Here is a 15,373-nt window from a genome sequence, read left to right as displayed (position 1 = left end):
TATTTGCGTCTCTCTGGCGAAGATCGCCTCGCAGATGGTGAGTTCCTCTAGAACCGCCGTACAACCCGTGGCGCCACCGCCCGTATCGTCGCCAGCACATGGCGCAGCAGGCCATCCGCATCGTGACGGATGTTATGCCCCCCCGGCATCCCAACCTTCCGGGCGTTGGGAATCGCCAGCAGTGGACACAGGCTATCCGTTTCCTCCACCCCATAGATGCAGGTGAGGGGCGCCCAGGTCAGCTGGTTGCCGGTGGTCGCGCCCATGCTGTCGGGCGTGCCGTGATCGTAGAGCAGGCTGGACGGATCCGCGCGATAGAACACCGTGTCACCCGGTAGGATCAGCACGATCGCGGCAACGCGTGGCCGCAAGTCCGCCGGCAGGTTGGCGAGTCCGGTCTGGACGATATCCGCACCATAGGACTGCCCCATCACCACGATCCGCTTCGCACCCATGCGTGCCAGAGCCGTCCGCACGCCATCCGCGATGATCGCATCGAGTTCCGTCCGCGTCCGATGATGCGCGAACAAGGCCGGTGTGGTGATGCCGACCACCGGAATGCCGTGCTCGGTCAGCCCGCGCGAGGTCGACGCGCCAAGCAGGAACCGCAGCCCCATGTCGCCCGAGAAGTTCACCACTGCGATCGGTGGCGGTCCCGAAGCCTGGACGCCGATCGCCGGATACACATGCACCGGGTCGCGGTCGAAATAGCCGGCGAGGTAGACGAACAGAACGACGATCGCGGACACGATACCGGTCACCCACGCGCCACGTCGCCAGCGTCGTGCTGCTACCGTGCGAGGGTGTTTCGAACTTTTCACTGGATCGTCCTGACTCGTACCAAGACCGGATGAATACCCGGCCCGGCCGCGGACTATCATGACGCGCGGATTACGTAATCATCCGCTTGAGAGTCTCGATCCGGTCTGCCTCCGCCGCAGGCTTGTCCGTCCGGATCCGCGCGATTCGCGGGAAACGCATCGCCACACCTGATTTGTGCCGCTTCGAATCGTGGAGCGAATCGAACGCGATCTCCAGCACCAGCGTCTTCTCGACTTCGCGCACGGGCCCGAACCTGTTCTGCGTATGGTTGCGGACGAAGCTGTCGAGAATTTTGAGCTCTTCGTCGGTAATCCCCGAATAGGCTTTCCCGACCGGGAGCAGTTCGCCCTCCTCGGTCCAGCAGCCGAAGGTATAGTCCGAATAATAAGACGACCGCCGCCCCGACCCACGCTGCGCGTACATCATCACGCAGTCGGCGGTCAGCGGATCACGCTTCCATTTATACCAGAGCCCGGCGCGTCGCCCACCGACGTACGGCGAGTCGCGGCGCTTCAGCATCACGCCCTCGATCGCCGCGTCGCGTGAGGTCGCGCGAATCGCCTCCAGCGCGGTGAAGTCGTCCGCCTCGATCACGACGCTGAGATCGAACCGCTCGGGATCGAGTTGCGGCACGAATGCCTCGAGCCGCTTGCGCCGCTCGGTCCAGGGTAGCGAACGCAAATCCTCGTCGCCATCGATCAGCAGATCATACAGCCGCACGAACGCGGGATAGTCCGCCAGCATCTTCGCCGACACGGTCTTGCGGCCAAGCCTCTGCTGCAACGCGTTGAAGCTCGCAGCACCGCCGCCATCCTCCAGCGTCCCGCCCTGATGCTCGCCCTTCACCAGCAGTTCGCCATCGACCGTCCCCGGCGTCCGGAACGCAGCCGCGATCTCGGGGAAGCTGCCCGTCACGTCGTCGCCGGTGCGGCTGTAGAGCCGTGTCTCGCCCGCGACATGGACGATCTGCACGCGGATGCCGTCCCATTTCCACTCGGCGGCATAGTCGACGAGATCGACGCGGAGATCTTCGAGGCCATGTGCCAGCATGAACGGCCGAAACACGGGCACGTCGGCGGGCGTAGGCTGCGCGCCCGTGCCCTCCGCCCAGGCGAACAGGCTCGGATACGGTGCATCGAGGCCGTGCCAGACCTCCTCGACCGCATCGACATCAAGCCCGAACGCATCGGCCAGCGCGGTCTTCGCCAAGCGCGCCGACACGCCGATCCGCAGCGCGCCAGTCGCCATCTTCAACAGCGCGAACCGCTCCTCCGCATCCGACCGGTCGAGCATGTCTGCCAGCGCACCGGGCGCGTCGGCACGCGACAGCGCCGCCAGCCGCTCGACGACATCGGTGATCGACAGCGGCGTCGGATCGACCGGAACCGTCGGCTCAGGCCACAGCAGTGCCACCGTTTCCGCGGTATCGCCGACATAATCGCGACTCATCCGGAACAGTACCGGATCGACGCGCTCCTCGATCAAACCACGGATCACCGCCGACTTCACGCCCTTGAGATCGAGATCGCCGGTCAGCGCCGCCATCGCCCAGCCGCGATCCGGATCGGGCGTCGCGCGCAGATAATCCGCGATCAGCTTCAACTTGGCGTTGCGCGATCGTGTGTAGGTGAGCGAATCGAGCAGGGCGGCAAAAGCGTGCATCATCGGTAAACGCACCTGCTGCCCGAAGGGATGCAGATGCGAAACGACCGCCGCCGGATGGTTCCGACGACGGTCGTTGTCGATCGATCCAGCGGATCGGTGTCAGTCGACCGCGTTCTTAATGCCCTTGCCCGCGAGAAGGCCAAGCACGAGGAAGATCACGAACAGTGCGATCGCGATGAAGAACAGGATCTTGGCAATACCGATGAACGCCCCGCCGATTCCGCCGAAGCCGAGCAGCGCGAGGACTGCGCCGATGACGAGAAAGGTAATTGCGAGCTTCAACATATCGGCCTCCTATTTGGTAAGGTCGCTCAACCGGCGTAACGTCCGATTTGTTCCTCCGGCGTAACGATCACGCCTTGCGGCTCGCCTCGAACAGGAACCACGCACGCTCCTCGGCATGGTCGGTCCACTCATCGACGATGCCGCTGGTGGCGTTGTCCTTGGCGGCGTCGGCAGCGTCCTTGACGATGCGGAACTGCTCGACGAGCTTCAGATTGTCCTCGCGCAGTTCGGCGAGCATCTCGGTCGGGCCGACGAACGCCATGTCGTTGTCCGCGATCGTCTGGTGGCGCGAGATGTCGCCGATCGAGCGCAGAGTCGTGTTGCCCGTCTTGCGCACGCGCTCGGCGATCGCGTCGGTCACGCCGATGATCTGCGCGGACTGGTCGTCGAGCAGCAAATGATAGTCGCGGAAATGCGGCCCCGACATGTGCCAGTGGAAATTCTTGGTCTTGAGATACAGCGCATAGCAATCGGCGAGCGCGGCATTCAGCGCGTCGGCGACCGACTTGGTGCTGTTGCTCGGCAGGTCGGTCGGCGTGTCGAGGGCAAGGTTGATCTCGGCCATGTTTAGCTCCCGTTGGAAAGTCGTCGCGTGAACGATCCGAACGCAAACTTGCTCCCGGCCGTCAGACCAAGCGTAGTGCGCCGAGCGCCAGGACGATACCGAAGATCAGGAACACGATGCCGATCGCGATGCGGAGCGGCTTGAGCGGCAGTTTCAGCCACGCTGCCTCGCCCATCAGCGCGGCGGGGACGATCACCACCAGCGAGCCGATCGTCGCGCCGATCGCCGCGAGGGCCGGGACGGGCGTCCGCGCGGCAAGCGTCAGGACGATGAACTGAACGCCGTCGCCGAAAGCCAGGATGAACAGGCCGAGCGCGGTAGTGGCGATCGCGCCGATCTTCCAGCGATCCAGCCGCTCGGGTGCCTTGGCCGGAAAGAACGATCCGCCGGCCTGCAACAGCAGTGCGAGCGCGAGCATCAGTTGCTGCGCATTGGGAGCAAGCTTCGGCCCGATTACCGCACCGAGCGCCGCCGCCAGGCCGCTCGCCGCGAACAACGCCAGCGCCGCCATCGCGATCACAAGACCCGGCTTTCGGTACCGGTCCGACAGGATCGCCGCGAGCCAAGCCGTCCGATCGCCGACCTGTGCGAGCGCCGCCGCGACCAGCGCTGCCATCAACGCGTCCATGGATTATCCCGCAAGGCGCACCGAACACGCCGCGGCGAACGCGTGGCACGCCTGGACGTCCTGCCGCTCGCACCCGACCGCATCGCGCAGGATCGACAGCCAACCATGCACCAGCGCGCCATGCTCGCCGTGTGACAGCGCCGAATCGACGAAGTGCGCGACCGTGACCGCGGGATTGAGGCCGTTGGTATGCGCGATCACGCGGATCGCATCGATCTCGGTGGCGATGTCGCATGGTCGGGAATAGGGCGCTCGGACATCGATCGCCGCGATTCGCGCCGCGAGATCGGCCTTCACCGCCATCATGTCGTCGATTCGAACCAGCGCCTGCCCCACGATCCCGCTCCTGTCTTTATTTGATGATATGATGCGCTCGCGGTAGTGAATAGCGGGTTAAATGAATGGTCCTAGCGCGCAGCGACGGGGTAAAGCTTGACTTCGCTCCCTACGTCCGCCATGCGCCGCCCCTGATGGAGCGGCGGCGTCAGTTCGCCGCTTTCGCATTTTCAAGCCATAGGAATTGGGCTCATGGCCAAGCCGACCACCGTAAAGATCAAGCTGCTCAGCACCGCTGACACCGGCTTCTTCTACGTCACCAAGAAGAATCCCCGTACCAAGACGGAGAAGCTCTCCTTCTCGAAGTACGATCCCGTCGTGCGCAAGCATGTCGAGTTCAAGGAAGCCAAGATCAAGTAATCCGGTCGGCGGTGCGAACCGCCGTCTGATTGCGAAGATCCGAAAAGCCGCGGGGTAGCCCCTCGCGGCTTTTGGCGTTTGTGATTCCCTTCCGTTCGTCCCTCCCCCTTCCGTTTGCCCCCTCTCCCGTTCGTCCTGAGTAGCCATCGAGTAGTCGCCGAAGGCGGCGTATCGAGAGGGCGTATCGAAGGACAGGTTGGCGCGCGGAACGCATGCTTCGATACGCGCCCTCGATACGCTTCTGACGAAGCTACTCGGTCTCTACTCAGCACGAACGGGGGTGGGGTTCGGGTAGGCAGCGAATTTCAGGTGGAAGCAACGGGCAGGCGGAGCAGATGGATATCCGCGCGCTCCCACCTCAGATCAGCGCCCCCACCGCATCCATGAACCGCGCCAGGCTGATCGGCTTGGACACATACGAGTCCGCGCCCGCCGCCCGGATCCGCTCCTCGTCCTCGCGCCCGGCATACGCCGTCACCGCCATCACGGGAATCGCGCGCAAGTCCTCGTCCGCCTTCAGCTCAAGAATGATCTCGTAGCCGGTGACGTGCGGCATCTGGATGTCCATGATGATCAGGTCGGGCACGAATTCGCGCGCCCGCGTAACGGCTTCGCGACCGTCCCGCACGGGTTCGACGTCGAACTGATGCGCGCGCAGCAGGTCGCAGAATAGTTTGAGGTTGAGTTCGTTGTCCTCGACAACGAGCACCTTCTTTGTCACCGCCGCACCTTATCCGGAAAGAAGGCACGATAGGCAATGCGCGACCGCGATTCAAACGAAGACGCCGAAGCGCTCGCCCTGCGCGCTTTGGTATGGACGTTGGGCGAACCCGACCGCGCGATGCGGCTATTGTCGGTGACCGGCCTCGACCCGAGCGACCTGCGTGCGCGAGCAAGCGACCCGGCGGTTTTGTCCGCGGCGCTCGGCTTCCTCGAAAACCATGAGCCGGACCTGATCGCCTGCGCCGAGTCGCTGGGCGTGAAGCCCGAGGCGCTCGTCCGCGCACACGCCAAGCTGGACCAGGGAGAATTTGAAGCATGAGGCCGTTGCTGATCAGCGATTGCGACGAAGTGCTGCTGCACATGGTCAAGCATTTCGGCGTCTGGCTCGACGAGCGCCACGACATCGACTTCGCGATCCAGCACGGCGATTTCTCGACCGCGATGACGCGCCGCGATGGTGGTCCACCACCGACGCGCGAGGATATGTGGGCGATGCTTGGCGAGTTCTTCCCCGGCGAGATGCACCGCCAGACGCTGGTCCCGCACGCGGTCGAGGCGCTCGAGCGGCTGGCCCAGGTGGCGGACATCGTCATCCTCACCAACCTCCAAGACGAATGCCGCCAGCCGCGGATCGAGCAACTGGCGAAGTTCGGGATCGAGCACCGGGTCGAGTGCAACCAGGGCGGCAAGGGTACGCCGGTATCGCGGCTGGTCGAGGAATATGGCTCGCCGGTGACGGTGTTCGTGGATGACCTCGCGGTGCATCACGAGTCGGTCGCCAAGCACGCGCCGGGGGTGCACCGGTTGCACATGGTCTCTGAGCCGACGCTGGCGGTGAGTGTGCCGAAGGCGCCAGAGGCCCACGCGCGGATCGACGACTGGCGCGAAGCGGCGGACTGGATCGCCGCACGGTTCGAAGCGGGTTTGCCGGCGAACGCGTGAGTCGCTCGGTTCACCAAGAACACACCATTCCCCCCTCCCTGGAAGGGAGGGGTTGGGGGTGGGTAGGCCGGCTTTGGTCGCGGCCGTTCCATGCAATGCGGAAGCCGACCCACCCCCGGCCCCTCCCTTCCAGGGAGGGGACCAGAAGCCCCCACTTGACCCATCCCCCACCGCTGTGGTGATACCTCCCCCATGACCGATCGTATCGACCGCAAGCTCGAAGAGCTGGGCCTCACCCTCCCGCAGGCTGCCGCACCCGTGGCATCCTACGTCCCGACCGTGCTGGCGAACGGCATGCTTCACATCTCGGGCCAGTTGCCGTTCAAGGACGGCGCGCTGGTTACCGGTCGCGTTGGAGACGGCGTGTCGCTCGAAGACGCGCAAGAGGCTGCCAAGCTCTGCGGGCTGATGCTCGTCGCACAGATGAAGGCGGCGCTCGGCACGCTCGGCCGCGTCGAGCGGATCGTGAAGCTCGGCGTGTTCGTCAACTCGACCGGCGATTTCACCGACCAGGCGAAAGTTGCCAATGGCGCATCGGACTTGATGGTTGCGCTGTTCGGCGATGCCGGCAAGCATGCGCGCGCGGCAGTCGGCGTTCCTGTCCTCCCGCTCGGCGCCGCTGTCGAGATCGACGCGATCGTTCAAGTTTCCGCCTGACGGACTTGTTCTCCCGCGAAAGCGGGAGCCCAGGGTTACCAAGCGCAGCCCATGTGGTCCTAGGCTCCAGCCTTCGCGGGAGAACGGCGTATGGGACGGGCGCCTGTTTTCCTTCGAGATAAGCTGGCGCGCCCTTTGCTATCGGCACCCCGCTACCCCAAATGTCGGCAATGAACGCCGTCACAGCCCGCATCGCCCAAGGCGTCACCTCGATCGCGGCCGAGGACTGGGAGGCGTGCTCCGGCACCGCCAACCCGTTCGTCGGCCACGCCTTCCTGTCCGCGCTCGAAGCGTCGAAGAGCGTCGGCGGCCGATCCGGCTGGCAGGCGCTGCCGGTGGTGGTCGACGGCCCCGACGGTAAACCCGCGGGAATCGCGCCCGCCTACGCCAAGAGCCACAGCCAGGGCGAATACGTCTTCGACCAGGGCTGGGCCGACGCGTGGGAGCGGGCAGGGGGGCAATATTACCCCAAGCTCCAGATCGCCGCGCCGTTCAGCCCGGTTCCCGGCCCGCGCTTGCTGCTCCGCGACCGCGAGCAAGCCCCTGCGCTGATCGCCGCCCTGGAGGCGGTCACCGACCAGAGCGGGCTATCCTCAGCACACGCCACCTTCATCGACCCCGACGAAGTGGCGCTGTTCGAGGCCGCAGGCTGGCTGATCCGCCAGGGTACGCAGTTCCACTGGAAGAACGACGGCTACGTCAGCTTCGACGACTTCCTCGCCGTCCTCGCCAGCCGCAAGCGCAAGGCTATCCGCAAGGAGCGCGCCGCCGCTGTCGAAGGCCTGACGATTCGTCACCTCGTCGGCGCCGAAATCACGCCCGAGCACTGGGACGCGTTCTGGGTCTTCTACCAGGACACCGGCAGCCGCAAATGGGGCCAACCCTACCTCACGCGCGCGTTCTTCGACCAGATCGGCAAGACGATGGCCGACCGCGTACTGCTCATCCTCGCCGAGCGTGATGGCGTACCGATCGCCGGTGCGCTCAACCTGATCGGCGACGACACGCTCTACGGCCGTTATTGGGGCGCGACGGAGGAGGTGCCGTTCCTCCACTTCGAACTCTGCTATTACCAGGCGATCGACGCCGCCATCGCGCGGGGCTTGAAGACGGTCGAGGCCGGCGCACAGGGCGAACACAAGCTCGCGCGTGGCTATGCCCCGGTCGCGACCTATTCCGCCCACTACATCCCCGACCCGAACTTCCGCCGCGCGATCGCCGACTATCTCGTCCGCGAACGCGAAGCGGTCGCCGAGCAGCAGGAGTATCTCGGCGAGCTTACTCCGTTCCGGCGGGGCGAGCAGCAGCAACCCGGTTGACGCGGTACAACAGGCTGGTGCCGTCACGCCGGATCAGCGTCAGGTCGCGGACCAGCCTGGAATCGAACTTCGGCGGGTGGATCAGCCACACGTAATCGAACGCATCGCGCGGGAATTTCTGCAGCGCGACGCCGATCGGCCGCCAGAACTGGCCGCGACACTTGATGTCGCTGACGATCTCCGATGGATCATGCGCAAAGCCCTTCGCCGCCGGATAGTGCGTCGTCATCAACTGCGCGCCCGCCATCGACCATTGATCGTTGGTGAACGCCAGTCGCCGCTCCAGCAGCAGCGCCGGGACATGCTCGAGTCGCGAATAGGCCCAGTCGTCGCGACACCGCCGCCCGACGAACGACACGACGCGCGATCGCTCGGGTACCGTATCGATCGCCGCGATCGCCTGATCGTAGCTGCGATCGTACATCAGGTAGCTGACCGTCGTCCCGGCCAACCGCACGCCGAAGAACGCAAAGCCCAGCACTGCAAGCACCGCCGCGCCGCGCAACGACAGCCCATGCCGCGGCCGCAGCGCGATCACCGCGATCCCGAGCATGAACGGCGCCAGCCGCATGTCGGCATAGGCGGACCCGAACACGATCCGCGGCAACAGGATATACACGATCGCGAGGAACAGCGCCGACAGGCTCAGGTTGCGCGAATATTCGATGGTCTGGTCGCGCACGCCGCGGAAAAGGATCACGAACAGCACGGTGACCGACGCGATGTCGAACGTCATCCAGCGATCGCGCAGGACCATCGTGATCCAGTTCATCTTCCAGCGCCAGTTGAACCAGTCCTGCGTCTTGCCGCCGACATGATCACCCGAGCGCCAGACGATCATCATCACCATCGGCAGCGCCAGCGGCAGGCAGTTCAGCCCCGCCTGGATGCACGCCTTGAACCAGCCATGCGCCCAGCTCTTGGGATCGCTGTCGCGGCGGATGTCGTGCTGGCGGATCAGCTCGGCGGAGAAGGCGAGCACGCCCAGAACGCCCCAGCCGAACGTATGGCACAGCCACAACAGGCACGAGACGGGGACGAAGATGATGGTCCGCAGCTGCCGCCGGTCGAGCCGCCCCATCCGCAGCCACAGTGCGAACAGGTTGAGCGCGAGTGCCATGCCGAGCGCGAAATTCACGAATCCGAACTGGAACGGATAGCTGTAGGCGAGCGGCAGCGCGAACAGCGCGGTCGCGGGGATTCGCCCGTGCACCTCGCGCGCGATCCAGAGCAGCCCGGTCACTGTCAGCGCCGGGATCGCCATCACGATCAGCTTGACCGCCAGCTGCAACCCGAAGATCGGCGCAAGCGGCACGATCAGCAGGTCGATGCCGAGGTTGCCGATCATCTGCCAGCGGAAGTTATACCATTGATTCAACCAGGGATTGTCGGCGATCGCCAGCTGGACGCGGTACCGGCCCATATGCCCGGGCAGGTCGACCAGCGGTGGGATCTCTGGCCACAGCAGCGGTATGATCGACGCGATCGCAACCGCGGCAACGAATGCGCGCGTCTGCCACCAATGCAGCTTTTCCCCCTGAGTAATCATATCGTCGAACCCTAGGGGCGGGTGGGCGCACTAGACAAGTGCGCGCACGACGAGTTGACGATCTTCTCTGCAAACTTGGGCATCAACCGCGGTTCAGGGGGTGCCGGATTACTGGTCGCGCCTATTGATCACGCCGCCCCAGCAACCGCAGTCGCAGCGCGTTCAGCTTGATGAAGCCCGCCGCATCGCGCTGGTCGTAGGCGCCCTGGTCGTCCTCGAACGTCACGACCTTCTCCGAATAGAGCGAGTTCGGCGACTTGCGGCCCACCACGTACACGCCGCCCTTGTAGAGCTTCAGGCGGACGGTGCCCGAGACCTTCTCCTGGCTGTGATCGATCGCCGCCTGGAGCATCTCGCGCTCCGGCGAGAACCAGAAGCCGTTGTAGATAAGCTCGGCATAGCGCGGTGCCAGCTCGTCCTTCAGATGCGCGGCGCCGCGATCGAGCGTCAGCTGTTCGATGCCGCGATGGGCGAGGTGATAGATCGTGCCGCCCGGCGTCTCGTACATGCCGCGGCTCTTCATGCCGACGAAGCGGTTCTCGACGAGGTCGAGCCGGCCGATACCGTGGCGACGGCCGTATTCGTTGAGCGTCGACAGCAGGGTAGCCGGGCTCATGCCCTCGCCATTGATCGCGACGCCGTCCCCGCGCTCGAAATCGATCGTGATGTACTCTGGTGTATCGGGCGCGTCCTCGGGGTTCACGGTGCGCGAATAGACATAGTCCGGCACCTCGTCCCACGGGTTTTCGAGCACGAGGCCTTCGCTCGACGTGTGCAGCATGTTCGCATCGGTCGAGAACGGCGCCTGGCCGCGCTTGTCCTTGCTGACTGGGATCTGGTGCTGTTCGGCGAACTCGATCAGGCGCGTGCGGCTCGTCAGGTCCCACTCACGCCACGGCGCGATGACCTTGATGTCGGGCGACAGCGCGTAATAGCCGAGCTCGAAGCGGACCTGGTCGTTGCCCTTGCCGGTCGCGCCGTGGCTGACCGCGTCGGCACCGACCATCTTGGCGATCTCGATCTGGCGCTTGGCGATCAGCGGCCGCGCGATCGAGGTGCCGAGCAGGTATAGCCCCTCGTACAGCGCGTTCGACCGCATCATCGGGAACACGTAGTCGCGCACGAACTCCTCGCGCAGATCGTCGACGAAGATGTGCTCGGGCTTCACGCCCATCATCTCGGCCTTGGCGCGCGCCGGCTCGAGCTCTTCGCCCTGGCCGAGATCGGCGGTGAAGGTCACGACTTCGCAGCTATATGTCTGCTGGAGCCATTTCAGGATCACGCTCGTGTCCAAGCCACCGGAATAGGCGAGCACGACGCGGTTGATCTGATCGGTCACGGGCAGAATCCTTTGGGAATTTCCAATGCCCGCGCCCCTATGCGTTGAGGGCGCGGCATGCAACCGCACGCGTTAATGGCGCGTACAACCGAACCGGTCTATTCGCGCCGCAAATCCTCTGGAGTTAACCCACCGTGCTACGCCAAAGCCTCACCCTTCTCGTCCTCGCCGGCCTTGCGACCCCGGCGCTCGCGCAGGAAACCCGCGCGTCTGCCTCGGCCAAGTTCAAGGCCGAGTTCGCCGCGTCGGATACCAACAAGGACGGCGTCCTCACGCGCGCCGAAGTGCAGGCACGGATCGGCAACATGAAGGTAGGGTCGGGCCGTCCGGATCCGGTGCATGCCAAACGCCTCGCCGACCTGTGGTTCACCAGCGCAGACAAGAACAAGGACGGCAAGGTCACGCAGGCCGAAGCACAGGCGCTGCTCGCGGCGACCTTCGCGAAGTACGACGCGAACAAGGACGGCAAGATCGGCGGCGACGAGCGAGCTGCGGCCAAGGCCGACGTGCAGGGGCCGCGCTAAAGCGCAACCGATCCCCCTCCCTGAAAGGGAGGGGTTAGGGGTGGGTTGGCCCGTTATGCGAGCGCCGCCGACCCCAAGCGGCCGACCCACCCCCAGCCCCTCCCTTCCAGGGAGGGGAGCAGGTTAAGCCCCTCCCTTGCAGGGGCAGAGCAGGTCACCCCTCGCGCAAAGCCCGCTCACCCTCGAGCATGTAATCCCGCGTCAGCGGCAGCGTCATGCGGCTCTTCGACAGCTGGATCTGGTAATTGACCATCCCCCCGGTCCGGAACGCCGCCGCGGCGCCCGCCAGATAGAACGTCCACATCCGGTAGAACCGCTCGTCGTACAGCGCGACGATCGCATCCTTCGCGGCCACCGTCCGGTCGTACCAGAGGTCGATTGTCAGCGCATAATGCACGCGCAGCACCTCGATATCGGTCGGGAACATCCGCAGCCCCTCATACCCCTTCACGATCTCCGACAGCGCCGGATTATACCCGCCCGGAAAGATGTACTTGGTCGTGAACGTGTCGGTAACGCCCGGACCACCCATCCGGCCGATCGTGTGGAGCAGCATCACGCCGTCCGCGGTCAGCAGGTCGCGGCACTTGCGGAAGAACGCCTTGTAGTGCGCGGGGCCGACATGCTCGAACATCCCGACCGAGACGATCCGGTCGAAACTCCCGGTCAGCGCGCGATAGTCGATCAGCTCGAATTTCACCTTGTCGGCGACGCCAGCCTCCTCGGCCCGCCGCCGCGCGACCTTCAACTGCTCCTCGCTCAGCGTCACGCCAAGCACCTCGGCGCCGGTCTTCGCGTGCAGGTACAGCGCCATGCCACCCCAGCCGCAGCCGATGTCGAGCACGCGCATCCCCGCCTGGATCGCAAGCTTGGCGGCGATGTGCGCCTTCTTGTCGTCCTGCGCCTGCTCCAGGCTGTTGCCCGCGTCGGTGAAGTACGCGCAGGAATATTGCCGATCCGCGTCAAGGAACAGGTCGTACAGCCGGTCCGACAGATCGTAATGATGCGCGACGTTTTTCTTCGACCGGCGCGCCATGTTCACGCGGTCGACGCGGTGCACCACCTTGTCGAGCAGCTTGATCGGCAGCGACGGATTGAGCCCGCCGCCACGCTCCCACGGGCTGTTGCCCTTGAGCAGGTTGACTAGGTCGCGAATGTCGCCGCGCTCGATCACGAGGCGCCCATCCATGAACGCTTCCGCCGCGCCGAGCGCCGGATGACGGACGATCGCGCCCGCGACGCCGGGCTGGGTCAGCCGGATCGTGACCGGGTTGTACGCGGCATCGGGCTTGCCGAAATGCTTGGACGTGCCGTCCGCATGGATGAGCGTGAGTTCGCCGGTTTTAACCTGCCGCGCCAGGAAACGATCGAAAAGGGCCATGCCGCGTTAGCTAATGACTGGTACGGAATTGCGCTACCCCTCGGGGCGGCTCAGATCCCCGCGTACCAGTCATAATCCACGTTATCTTCCCAATAGCCGCCCTTGCCCTTGCCGATCCCGGCGAGACTGGCGACCGCGTCGATCGCCATGACGTATTTGGCGTGCTTGTACCCGAGTTGCCGCTCGACGCGCAGCCGAACGGGGGCGCCGTGCGCGACGTCGAGCACCTGATCGTTGAGCGCCCAGGCAAGAATCGTCTGCGGATGGAACGCGTCGACCAGATCGACCGACTCGTAATAGTTCGCGCCGCCGAACAAGTCGGCGCAGGTGAACACGATGTAGCGCGCGGACTTCTGCAAACCCGCAGCGGTCAGCAGCGCGCCGAGCTTCGGCCCCTGCCATTTGCCGATCGCGCTCCAGCCCTCGACGCAATCGTGGCGCGTGATCTGCGCACGCGACGGCATCTGGCGGAGTTGCGGGAGCGAGACCGACAGCGGCCGATCGACCAGCCCGCCGACCTTCAGCCGGTAATCCGCAAAATTGTTGGCGACCATCGCGGTATATTCCGCCGTCCCCGGATTGCTCGTGCCGTTCGACCGAAAGATCGGCGACATTTGCGCCGGGCTGAACTCGGGTGCCAGCGCGTTGCGGTTGGTCAGTGCACGCTGCAGCCCACGGTTCATGTCCTCGCCCATGAACAGGATCTTGCGCGCCTCGGGGTTCGCGGCGATCTTGTCGCAGCCGGCCAGCAGCGCGCCGGCACCGATGGTCGCGCCCATGACGAGCGAGCGGCGGGTGATCAGCGAGCTCATGCGACGTCCTCCGACGTGTGGGCGGGGACCTTCCACCGCCCGGTGATCATCGATCGCACCTCGTTCCACGTCCCCGCGAGGATCACCAGCGCCAGATGCGCGATGATGAACAGCACCAGCCCGGTGGCGGCGATGAAGTGGATCGACCGCGCCGATTGGCGCCCGCCGAAGACTTCGAGCAGCCACGGCCACGCCGCATCCATCCCCGGCGACATCGTCAGCCCGGTCAGGATCATCAGCGGGATCAGGACGAAAATCGTTACGACATACGAGAGCTTCTGGAGGATGTTGTACGCGCCCGGCTTCTTGGGATCGTGAAAGCGGAACGCGAGATGCTCCTTCACGTCATGCACCACTTCGCGCGGCGAAAGCTCGGCGGCACGCACGCGCAGATCGCGCTGGAAATGCTTGTTGACCAGGCTGACGATCATGAACCCGAGCAGCGCGAAGCTGAGCACCAGCGCGAATAGCAAATGCCAGCGCCGCGACAGCGCCAGATTATAGCTCGTCGGAATGGTCAGCAGGTTGAGCAGCGACACCAGCCAGCTCGGCCATTGGTCGAGCGTCGTCCACGCGGTATCGAAATTCGCGCCATACCGTCCCCAATACAGCCGCGGATGCGCCTTGAGGATGCCGATGCCGCTGCCGATCATGATGAACATCGTCACCACCGTCACCCAGTGCCAGACGCGCGTCGCCATCCGGTGGCGCTTGATGACAATCGGGGCAGTGGGATCGTTCATGCTCGACCTTCGCTATAGGCAGTCAGACCGTGACCTAGCAGGAATACATGTATGACCGAATGGCATTCTTACGAGCCCGCGAACGGCCATCGCCTGCCGCACGATCCCCTGAACGCGATCGTCGCGCCGCGGCCGATCGGCTGGGTCAGCACGGTGTCCGCCGACGGCGTCGCCAATCTCGCGCCGTACAGTTTCTTCAACCTGTTCAACTACACCCCGCCGATCATCGGCTTCTCGTCGATGGGCTGGAAGGACAGCGTCGCCAATATCGAGGCGACCGGCGAGTTCGTCTGGAACCTCGTCACGCGCGATCTCGGCGAGGCGATGAACACGACATCGGCAAGCGTGCCGGCGGACGTCGACGAGTTCGCGCTGGCAGGGCTGGAGATGGCCGCCTCGACGAAGGTCAAGCCGGCGCGCGTGGCGGCTTCGCGCGCGCAGTTCGAGTGCAAGCTGACGCAGCTGATCCGGCTTGAGACGAAGGAAGGCCGCGAGCTCGACCAGTGGCTGGTGCTCGGCGAGGCTGTCGCGATCCACATCGATTCCGCGATGCTGGAGGACGGTGTCTACCAGACAGCCCGCGCGAACCCGATCCTGCGCGGCGGCGGCCCCGCGGATTACTTTGCGATCACGGAGGATTCCTTGTTCAAGATGCGTCGCCCGGGCTGATAGAGGCATTTGCTGCGACGCAGCATTCTGCGGCGGCTCTGGCCTTACGAAAGC

General features: G+C 64.9%; 19 protein-coding genes. 7 read left to right on the top strand and 12 right to left on the bottom strand.

Translation table 11 applies throughout. From position 1 onward, the window contains the following. Window positions 1-47 precede the first annotated feature (47 nt). The 6 genes from C8J39_RS11575 to C8J39_RS11550 form a co-directional block, all read right to left on the bottom strand. On the bottom strand, window positions 48-821 hold the full coding sequence (locus tag C8J39_RS11575) for a virulence factor (RefSeq protein ID WP_243650045.1): 774 nt from the start codon (window positions 819-821) through the stop codon (window positions 48-50). Between the two features lie 70 nt (window positions 822-891). Beyond that, on the bottom strand, window positions 892-2,484 hold the full coding sequence (locus C8J39_RS11570; RefSeq protein ID WP_120300924.1) for a cisplatin damage response ATP-dependent DNA ligase: 1,593 nt from the start codon (window positions 2,482-2,484) through the stop codon (window positions 892-894). Window positions 2,485-2,586: 102 nt separating this feature from the next. After that, complete coding sequence (locus C8J39_RS11565) at window positions 2,587-2,772, bottom strand: DUF1328 family protein (protein WP_107955576.1); 186 nt, start codon at window positions 2,770-2,772, stop codon at window positions 2,587-2,589. 67 nt (window positions 2,773-2,839) lie between these two features. Then, complete coding sequence (locus C8J39_RS11560; RefSeq protein ID WP_120300640.1) at window positions 2,840-3,337, bottom strand: Dps family protein; 498 nt, start codon at window positions 3,335-3,337, stop codon at window positions 2,840-2,842. 61 nt (window positions 3,338-3,398) lie between these two features. Next, entirely contained in the window at window positions 3,399-3,965 is a 567-nt protein-coding gene (locus C8J39_RS11555) for a TMEM165/GDT1 family protein (protein ID WP_120300639.1), read from the bottom strand. Between the two features lie 3 nt (window positions 3,966-3,968). Then, window positions 3,969-4,301 (bottom strand): hypothetical protein, encoded by a 333-nt coding sequence (locus tag C8J39_RS11550; RefSeq protein WP_243650047.1) that lies wholly within the window; start codon window positions 4,299-4,301, stop codon window positions 3,969-3,971. A gap of 192 nt (window positions 4,302-4,493) precedes the next feature. Here C8J39_RS11550 and rpmG point away from each other — a divergent pair, with 192 nt between their 5' ends. Next, complete coding sequence (gene rpmG / locus C8J39_RS11545; protein ID WP_055881863.1) at window positions 4,494-4,661, top strand: 50S ribosomal protein L33; 168 nt, start codon at window positions 4,494-4,496, stop codon at window positions 4,659-4,661. 358 nt (window positions 4,662-5,019) lie between these two features. On the opposite strand, the gene C8J39_RS11540 is transcribed toward rpmG, so the two are convergent. After that, window positions 5,020-5,382, bottom strand: a complete 363-nt coding sequence (locus tag C8J39_RS11540) for a response regulator (protein WP_120300637.1) — start codon at window positions 5,380-5,382, stop codon at window positions 5,020-5,022. A 36-nt stretch (window positions 5,383-5,418) separates the two neighbouring features. On the opposite strand from C8J39_RS11540, the gene C8J39_RS11535 reads away from it, so the two are divergent. The 4 genes from C8J39_RS11535 to C8J39_RS11520 all read left to right on the top strand — a co-directional run bounded on the left by C8J39_RS11535 (window position 5,419) and on the right by C8J39_RS11520 (window position 8,302). Beyond that, complete coding sequence (locus tag C8J39_RS11535) at window positions 5,419-5,703, top strand: DUF3572 domain-containing protein (RefSeq protein ID WP_120300636.1); 285 nt, start codon at window positions 5,419-5,421, stop codon at window positions 5,701-5,703. Continuing rightward, window positions 5,700-6,326, top strand: coding sequence for an HAD family hydrolase (locus C8J39_RS11530; RefSeq protein WP_120300635.1), 627 nt, complete (start codon window positions 5,700-5,702; stop codon window positions 6,324-6,326). The genes C8J39_RS11535 and C8J39_RS11530 overlap by 4 nt, the downstream gene beginning before the upstream one ends. Window positions 6,327-6,518: 192 nt before the next feature. Continuing rightward, window positions 6,519-6,983: a RidA family protein gene (locus C8J39_RS11525; RefSeq protein WP_120300634.1), complete on the top strand. Its 465-nt coding sequence runs from the start codon at window positions 6,519-6,521 to the stop codon at window positions 6,981-6,983. A gap of 170 nt (window positions 6,984-7,153) precedes the next feature. Further along, window positions 7,154-8,302: a GNAT family N-acetyltransferase gene (locus tag C8J39_RS11520; protein WP_120300633.1), complete on the top strand. Its 1,149-nt coding sequence runs from the start codon at window positions 7,154-7,156 to the stop codon at window positions 8,300-8,302. On the opposite strand, the gene C8J39_RS11515 is transcribed toward C8J39_RS11520, so the two are convergent. Both C8J39_RS11515 and C8J39_RS11510 read right to left on the bottom strand, forming a co-directional pair. Further along, the gene (locus C8J39_RS11515; RefSeq protein WP_183037988.1) at window positions 8,262-9,851 is read right to left on the bottom strand and encodes a hypothetical protein; all 1,590 of its coding nucleotides are present in this window, start codon (window positions 9,849-9,851) and stop codon (window positions 8,262-8,264) included. The two genes, C8J39_RS11520 and C8J39_RS11515, sit on opposite strands and share 41 nt — an antisense overlap. Before the next feature lie 121 nt (window positions 9,852-9,972). Beyond that, window positions 9,973-11,190: an argininosuccinate synthase gene (locus C8J39_RS11510; RefSeq protein ID WP_120300632.1), complete on the bottom strand. Its 1,218-nt coding sequence runs from the start codon at window positions 11,188-11,190 to the stop codon at window positions 9,973-9,975. 134 nt (window positions 11,191-11,324) lie between these two features. On the opposite strand from C8J39_RS11510, the gene C8J39_RS18950 reads away from it, so the two are divergent. Next, the gene (locus tag C8J39_RS18950; protein ID WP_120300631.1) at window positions 11,325-11,714 is read left to right on the top strand and encodes an EF-hand domain-containing protein; all 390 of its coding nucleotides are present in this window, start codon (window positions 11,325-11,327) and stop codon (window positions 11,712-11,714) included. Window positions 11,715-11,868: 154 nt separating this feature from the next. Here C8J39_RS18950 and C8J39_RS11500 read toward each other — a convergent pair whose 3' ends face one another. Genes C8J39_RS11500 through C8J39_RS11490 form a run of 3 tightly spaced genes read right to left on the bottom strand, consistent with a single transcriptional unit; the run spans window position 11,869 to window position 14,650 of the window. Then, entirely contained in the window at window positions 11,869-13,095 is a 1,227-nt protein-coding gene (locus C8J39_RS11500; RefSeq protein WP_120300630.1) for a cyclopropane-fatty-acyl-phospholipid synthase family protein, read from the bottom strand. A gap of 50 nt (window positions 13,096-13,145) precedes the next feature. Further along, window positions 13,146-13,907: a molybdopterin-dependent oxidoreductase gene (locus C8J39_RS11495; RefSeq protein ID WP_120300629.1), complete on the bottom strand. Its 762-nt coding sequence runs from the start codon at window positions 13,905-13,907 to the stop codon at window positions 13,146-13,148. Continuing rightward, window positions 13,904-14,650 carry a cytochrome b/b6 domain-containing protein gene (locus C8J39_RS11490; protein WP_243650049.1) on the bottom strand — a complete coding sequence of 249 codons (747 nt, stop codon included), beginning with the start codon at window positions 14,648-14,650 and terminating at the stop codon, window positions 13,904-13,906. The genes C8J39_RS11495 and C8J39_RS11490 overlap by 4 nt, the downstream gene beginning before the upstream one ends. A gap of 51 nt (window positions 14,651-14,701) precedes the next feature. Between C8J39_RS11490 and C8J39_RS11485 the strand changes: the two genes are divergently transcribed. After that, window positions 14,702-15,319, top strand: coding sequence for a flavin reductase family protein (locus C8J39_RS11485; RefSeq protein ID WP_120300627.1), 618 nt, complete (start codon window positions 14,702-14,704; stop codon window positions 15,317-15,319). The last annotated feature ends 54 nt before the right edge of the window (window positions 15,320-15,373 follow it).

The sequence above is a fragment of the Sphingomonas sp. PP-CC-1A-547 genome (assembly GCF_003610375.1).
Lineage (GTDB): Bacteria > Pseudomonadota > Alphaproteobacteria > Sphingomonadales > Sphingomonadaceae > Sphingomonas.
The sequence above is the reverse complement of the archived record's forward strand: the minus strand, read 5'-3'. Positions and strand labels throughout refer to the sequence as shown.

Coding starts and splice junctions, on each gene's coding strand:
- C8J39_RS11525 (WP_120300634.1), top strand. CDS start 6,519: ATGACCGATCGTATCGACCGCAAGCTCGAAGAGCTGGGCCTCACCCTC.
- C8J39_RS11555 (WP_120300639.1), bottom strand. CDS start 3,965: ATGGACGCGTTGATGGCAGCGCTGGTCGCGGCGGCGCTCGCACAGGTC.
- rpmG (WP_055881863.1), top strand. CDS start 4,494: ATGGCCAAGCCGACCACCGTAAAGATCAAGCTGCTCAGCACCGCTGAC.
- C8J39_RS11535 (WP_120300636.1), top strand. CDS start 5,419: ATGCGCGACCGCGATTCAAACGAAGACGCCGAAGCGCTCGCCCTGCGC.
- C8J39_RS11520 (WP_120300633.1), top strand. CDS start 7,154: ATGAACGCCGTCACAGCCCGCATCGCCCAAGGCGTCACCTCGATCGCG.
- C8J39_RS11485 (WP_120300627.1), top strand. CDS start 14,702: ATGACCGAATGGCATTCTTACGAGCCCGCGAACGGCCATCGCCTGCCG.
- C8J39_RS11560 (WP_120300640.1), bottom strand. CDS start 3,337: ATGGCCGAGATCAACCTTGCCCTCGACACGCCGACCGACCTGCCGAGC.
- C8J39_RS11495 (WP_120300629.1), bottom strand. CDS start 13,907: ATGAGCTCGCTGATCACCCGCCGCTCGCTCGTCATGGGCGCGACCATC.
- C8J39_RS11500 (WP_120300630.1), bottom strand. CDS start 13,095: ATGGCCCTTTTCGATCGTTTCCTGGCGCGGCAGGTTAAAACCGGCGAA.
- C8J39_RS11530 (WP_120300635.1), top strand. CDS start 5,700: ATGAGGCCGTTGCTGATCAGCGATTGCGACGAAGTGCTGCTGCACATG.
- C8J39_RS11490 (WP_243650049.1), bottom strand. CDS start 14,650: ATGAACGATCCCACTGCCCCGATTGTCATCAAGCGCCACCGGATGGCG.
- C8J39_RS11570 (WP_120300924.1), bottom strand. CDS start 2,484: ATGCACGCTTTTGCCGCCCTGCTCGATTCGCTCACCTACACACGATCG.
- C8J39_RS11565 (WP_107955576.1), bottom strand. CDS start 2,772: ATGTTGAAGCTCGCAATTACCTTTCTCGTCATCGGCGCAGTCCTCGCG.
- C8J39_RS11515 (WP_183037988.1), bottom strand. CDS start 9,851: ATGATTACTCAGGGGGAAAAGCTGCATTGGTGGCAGACGCGCGCATTC.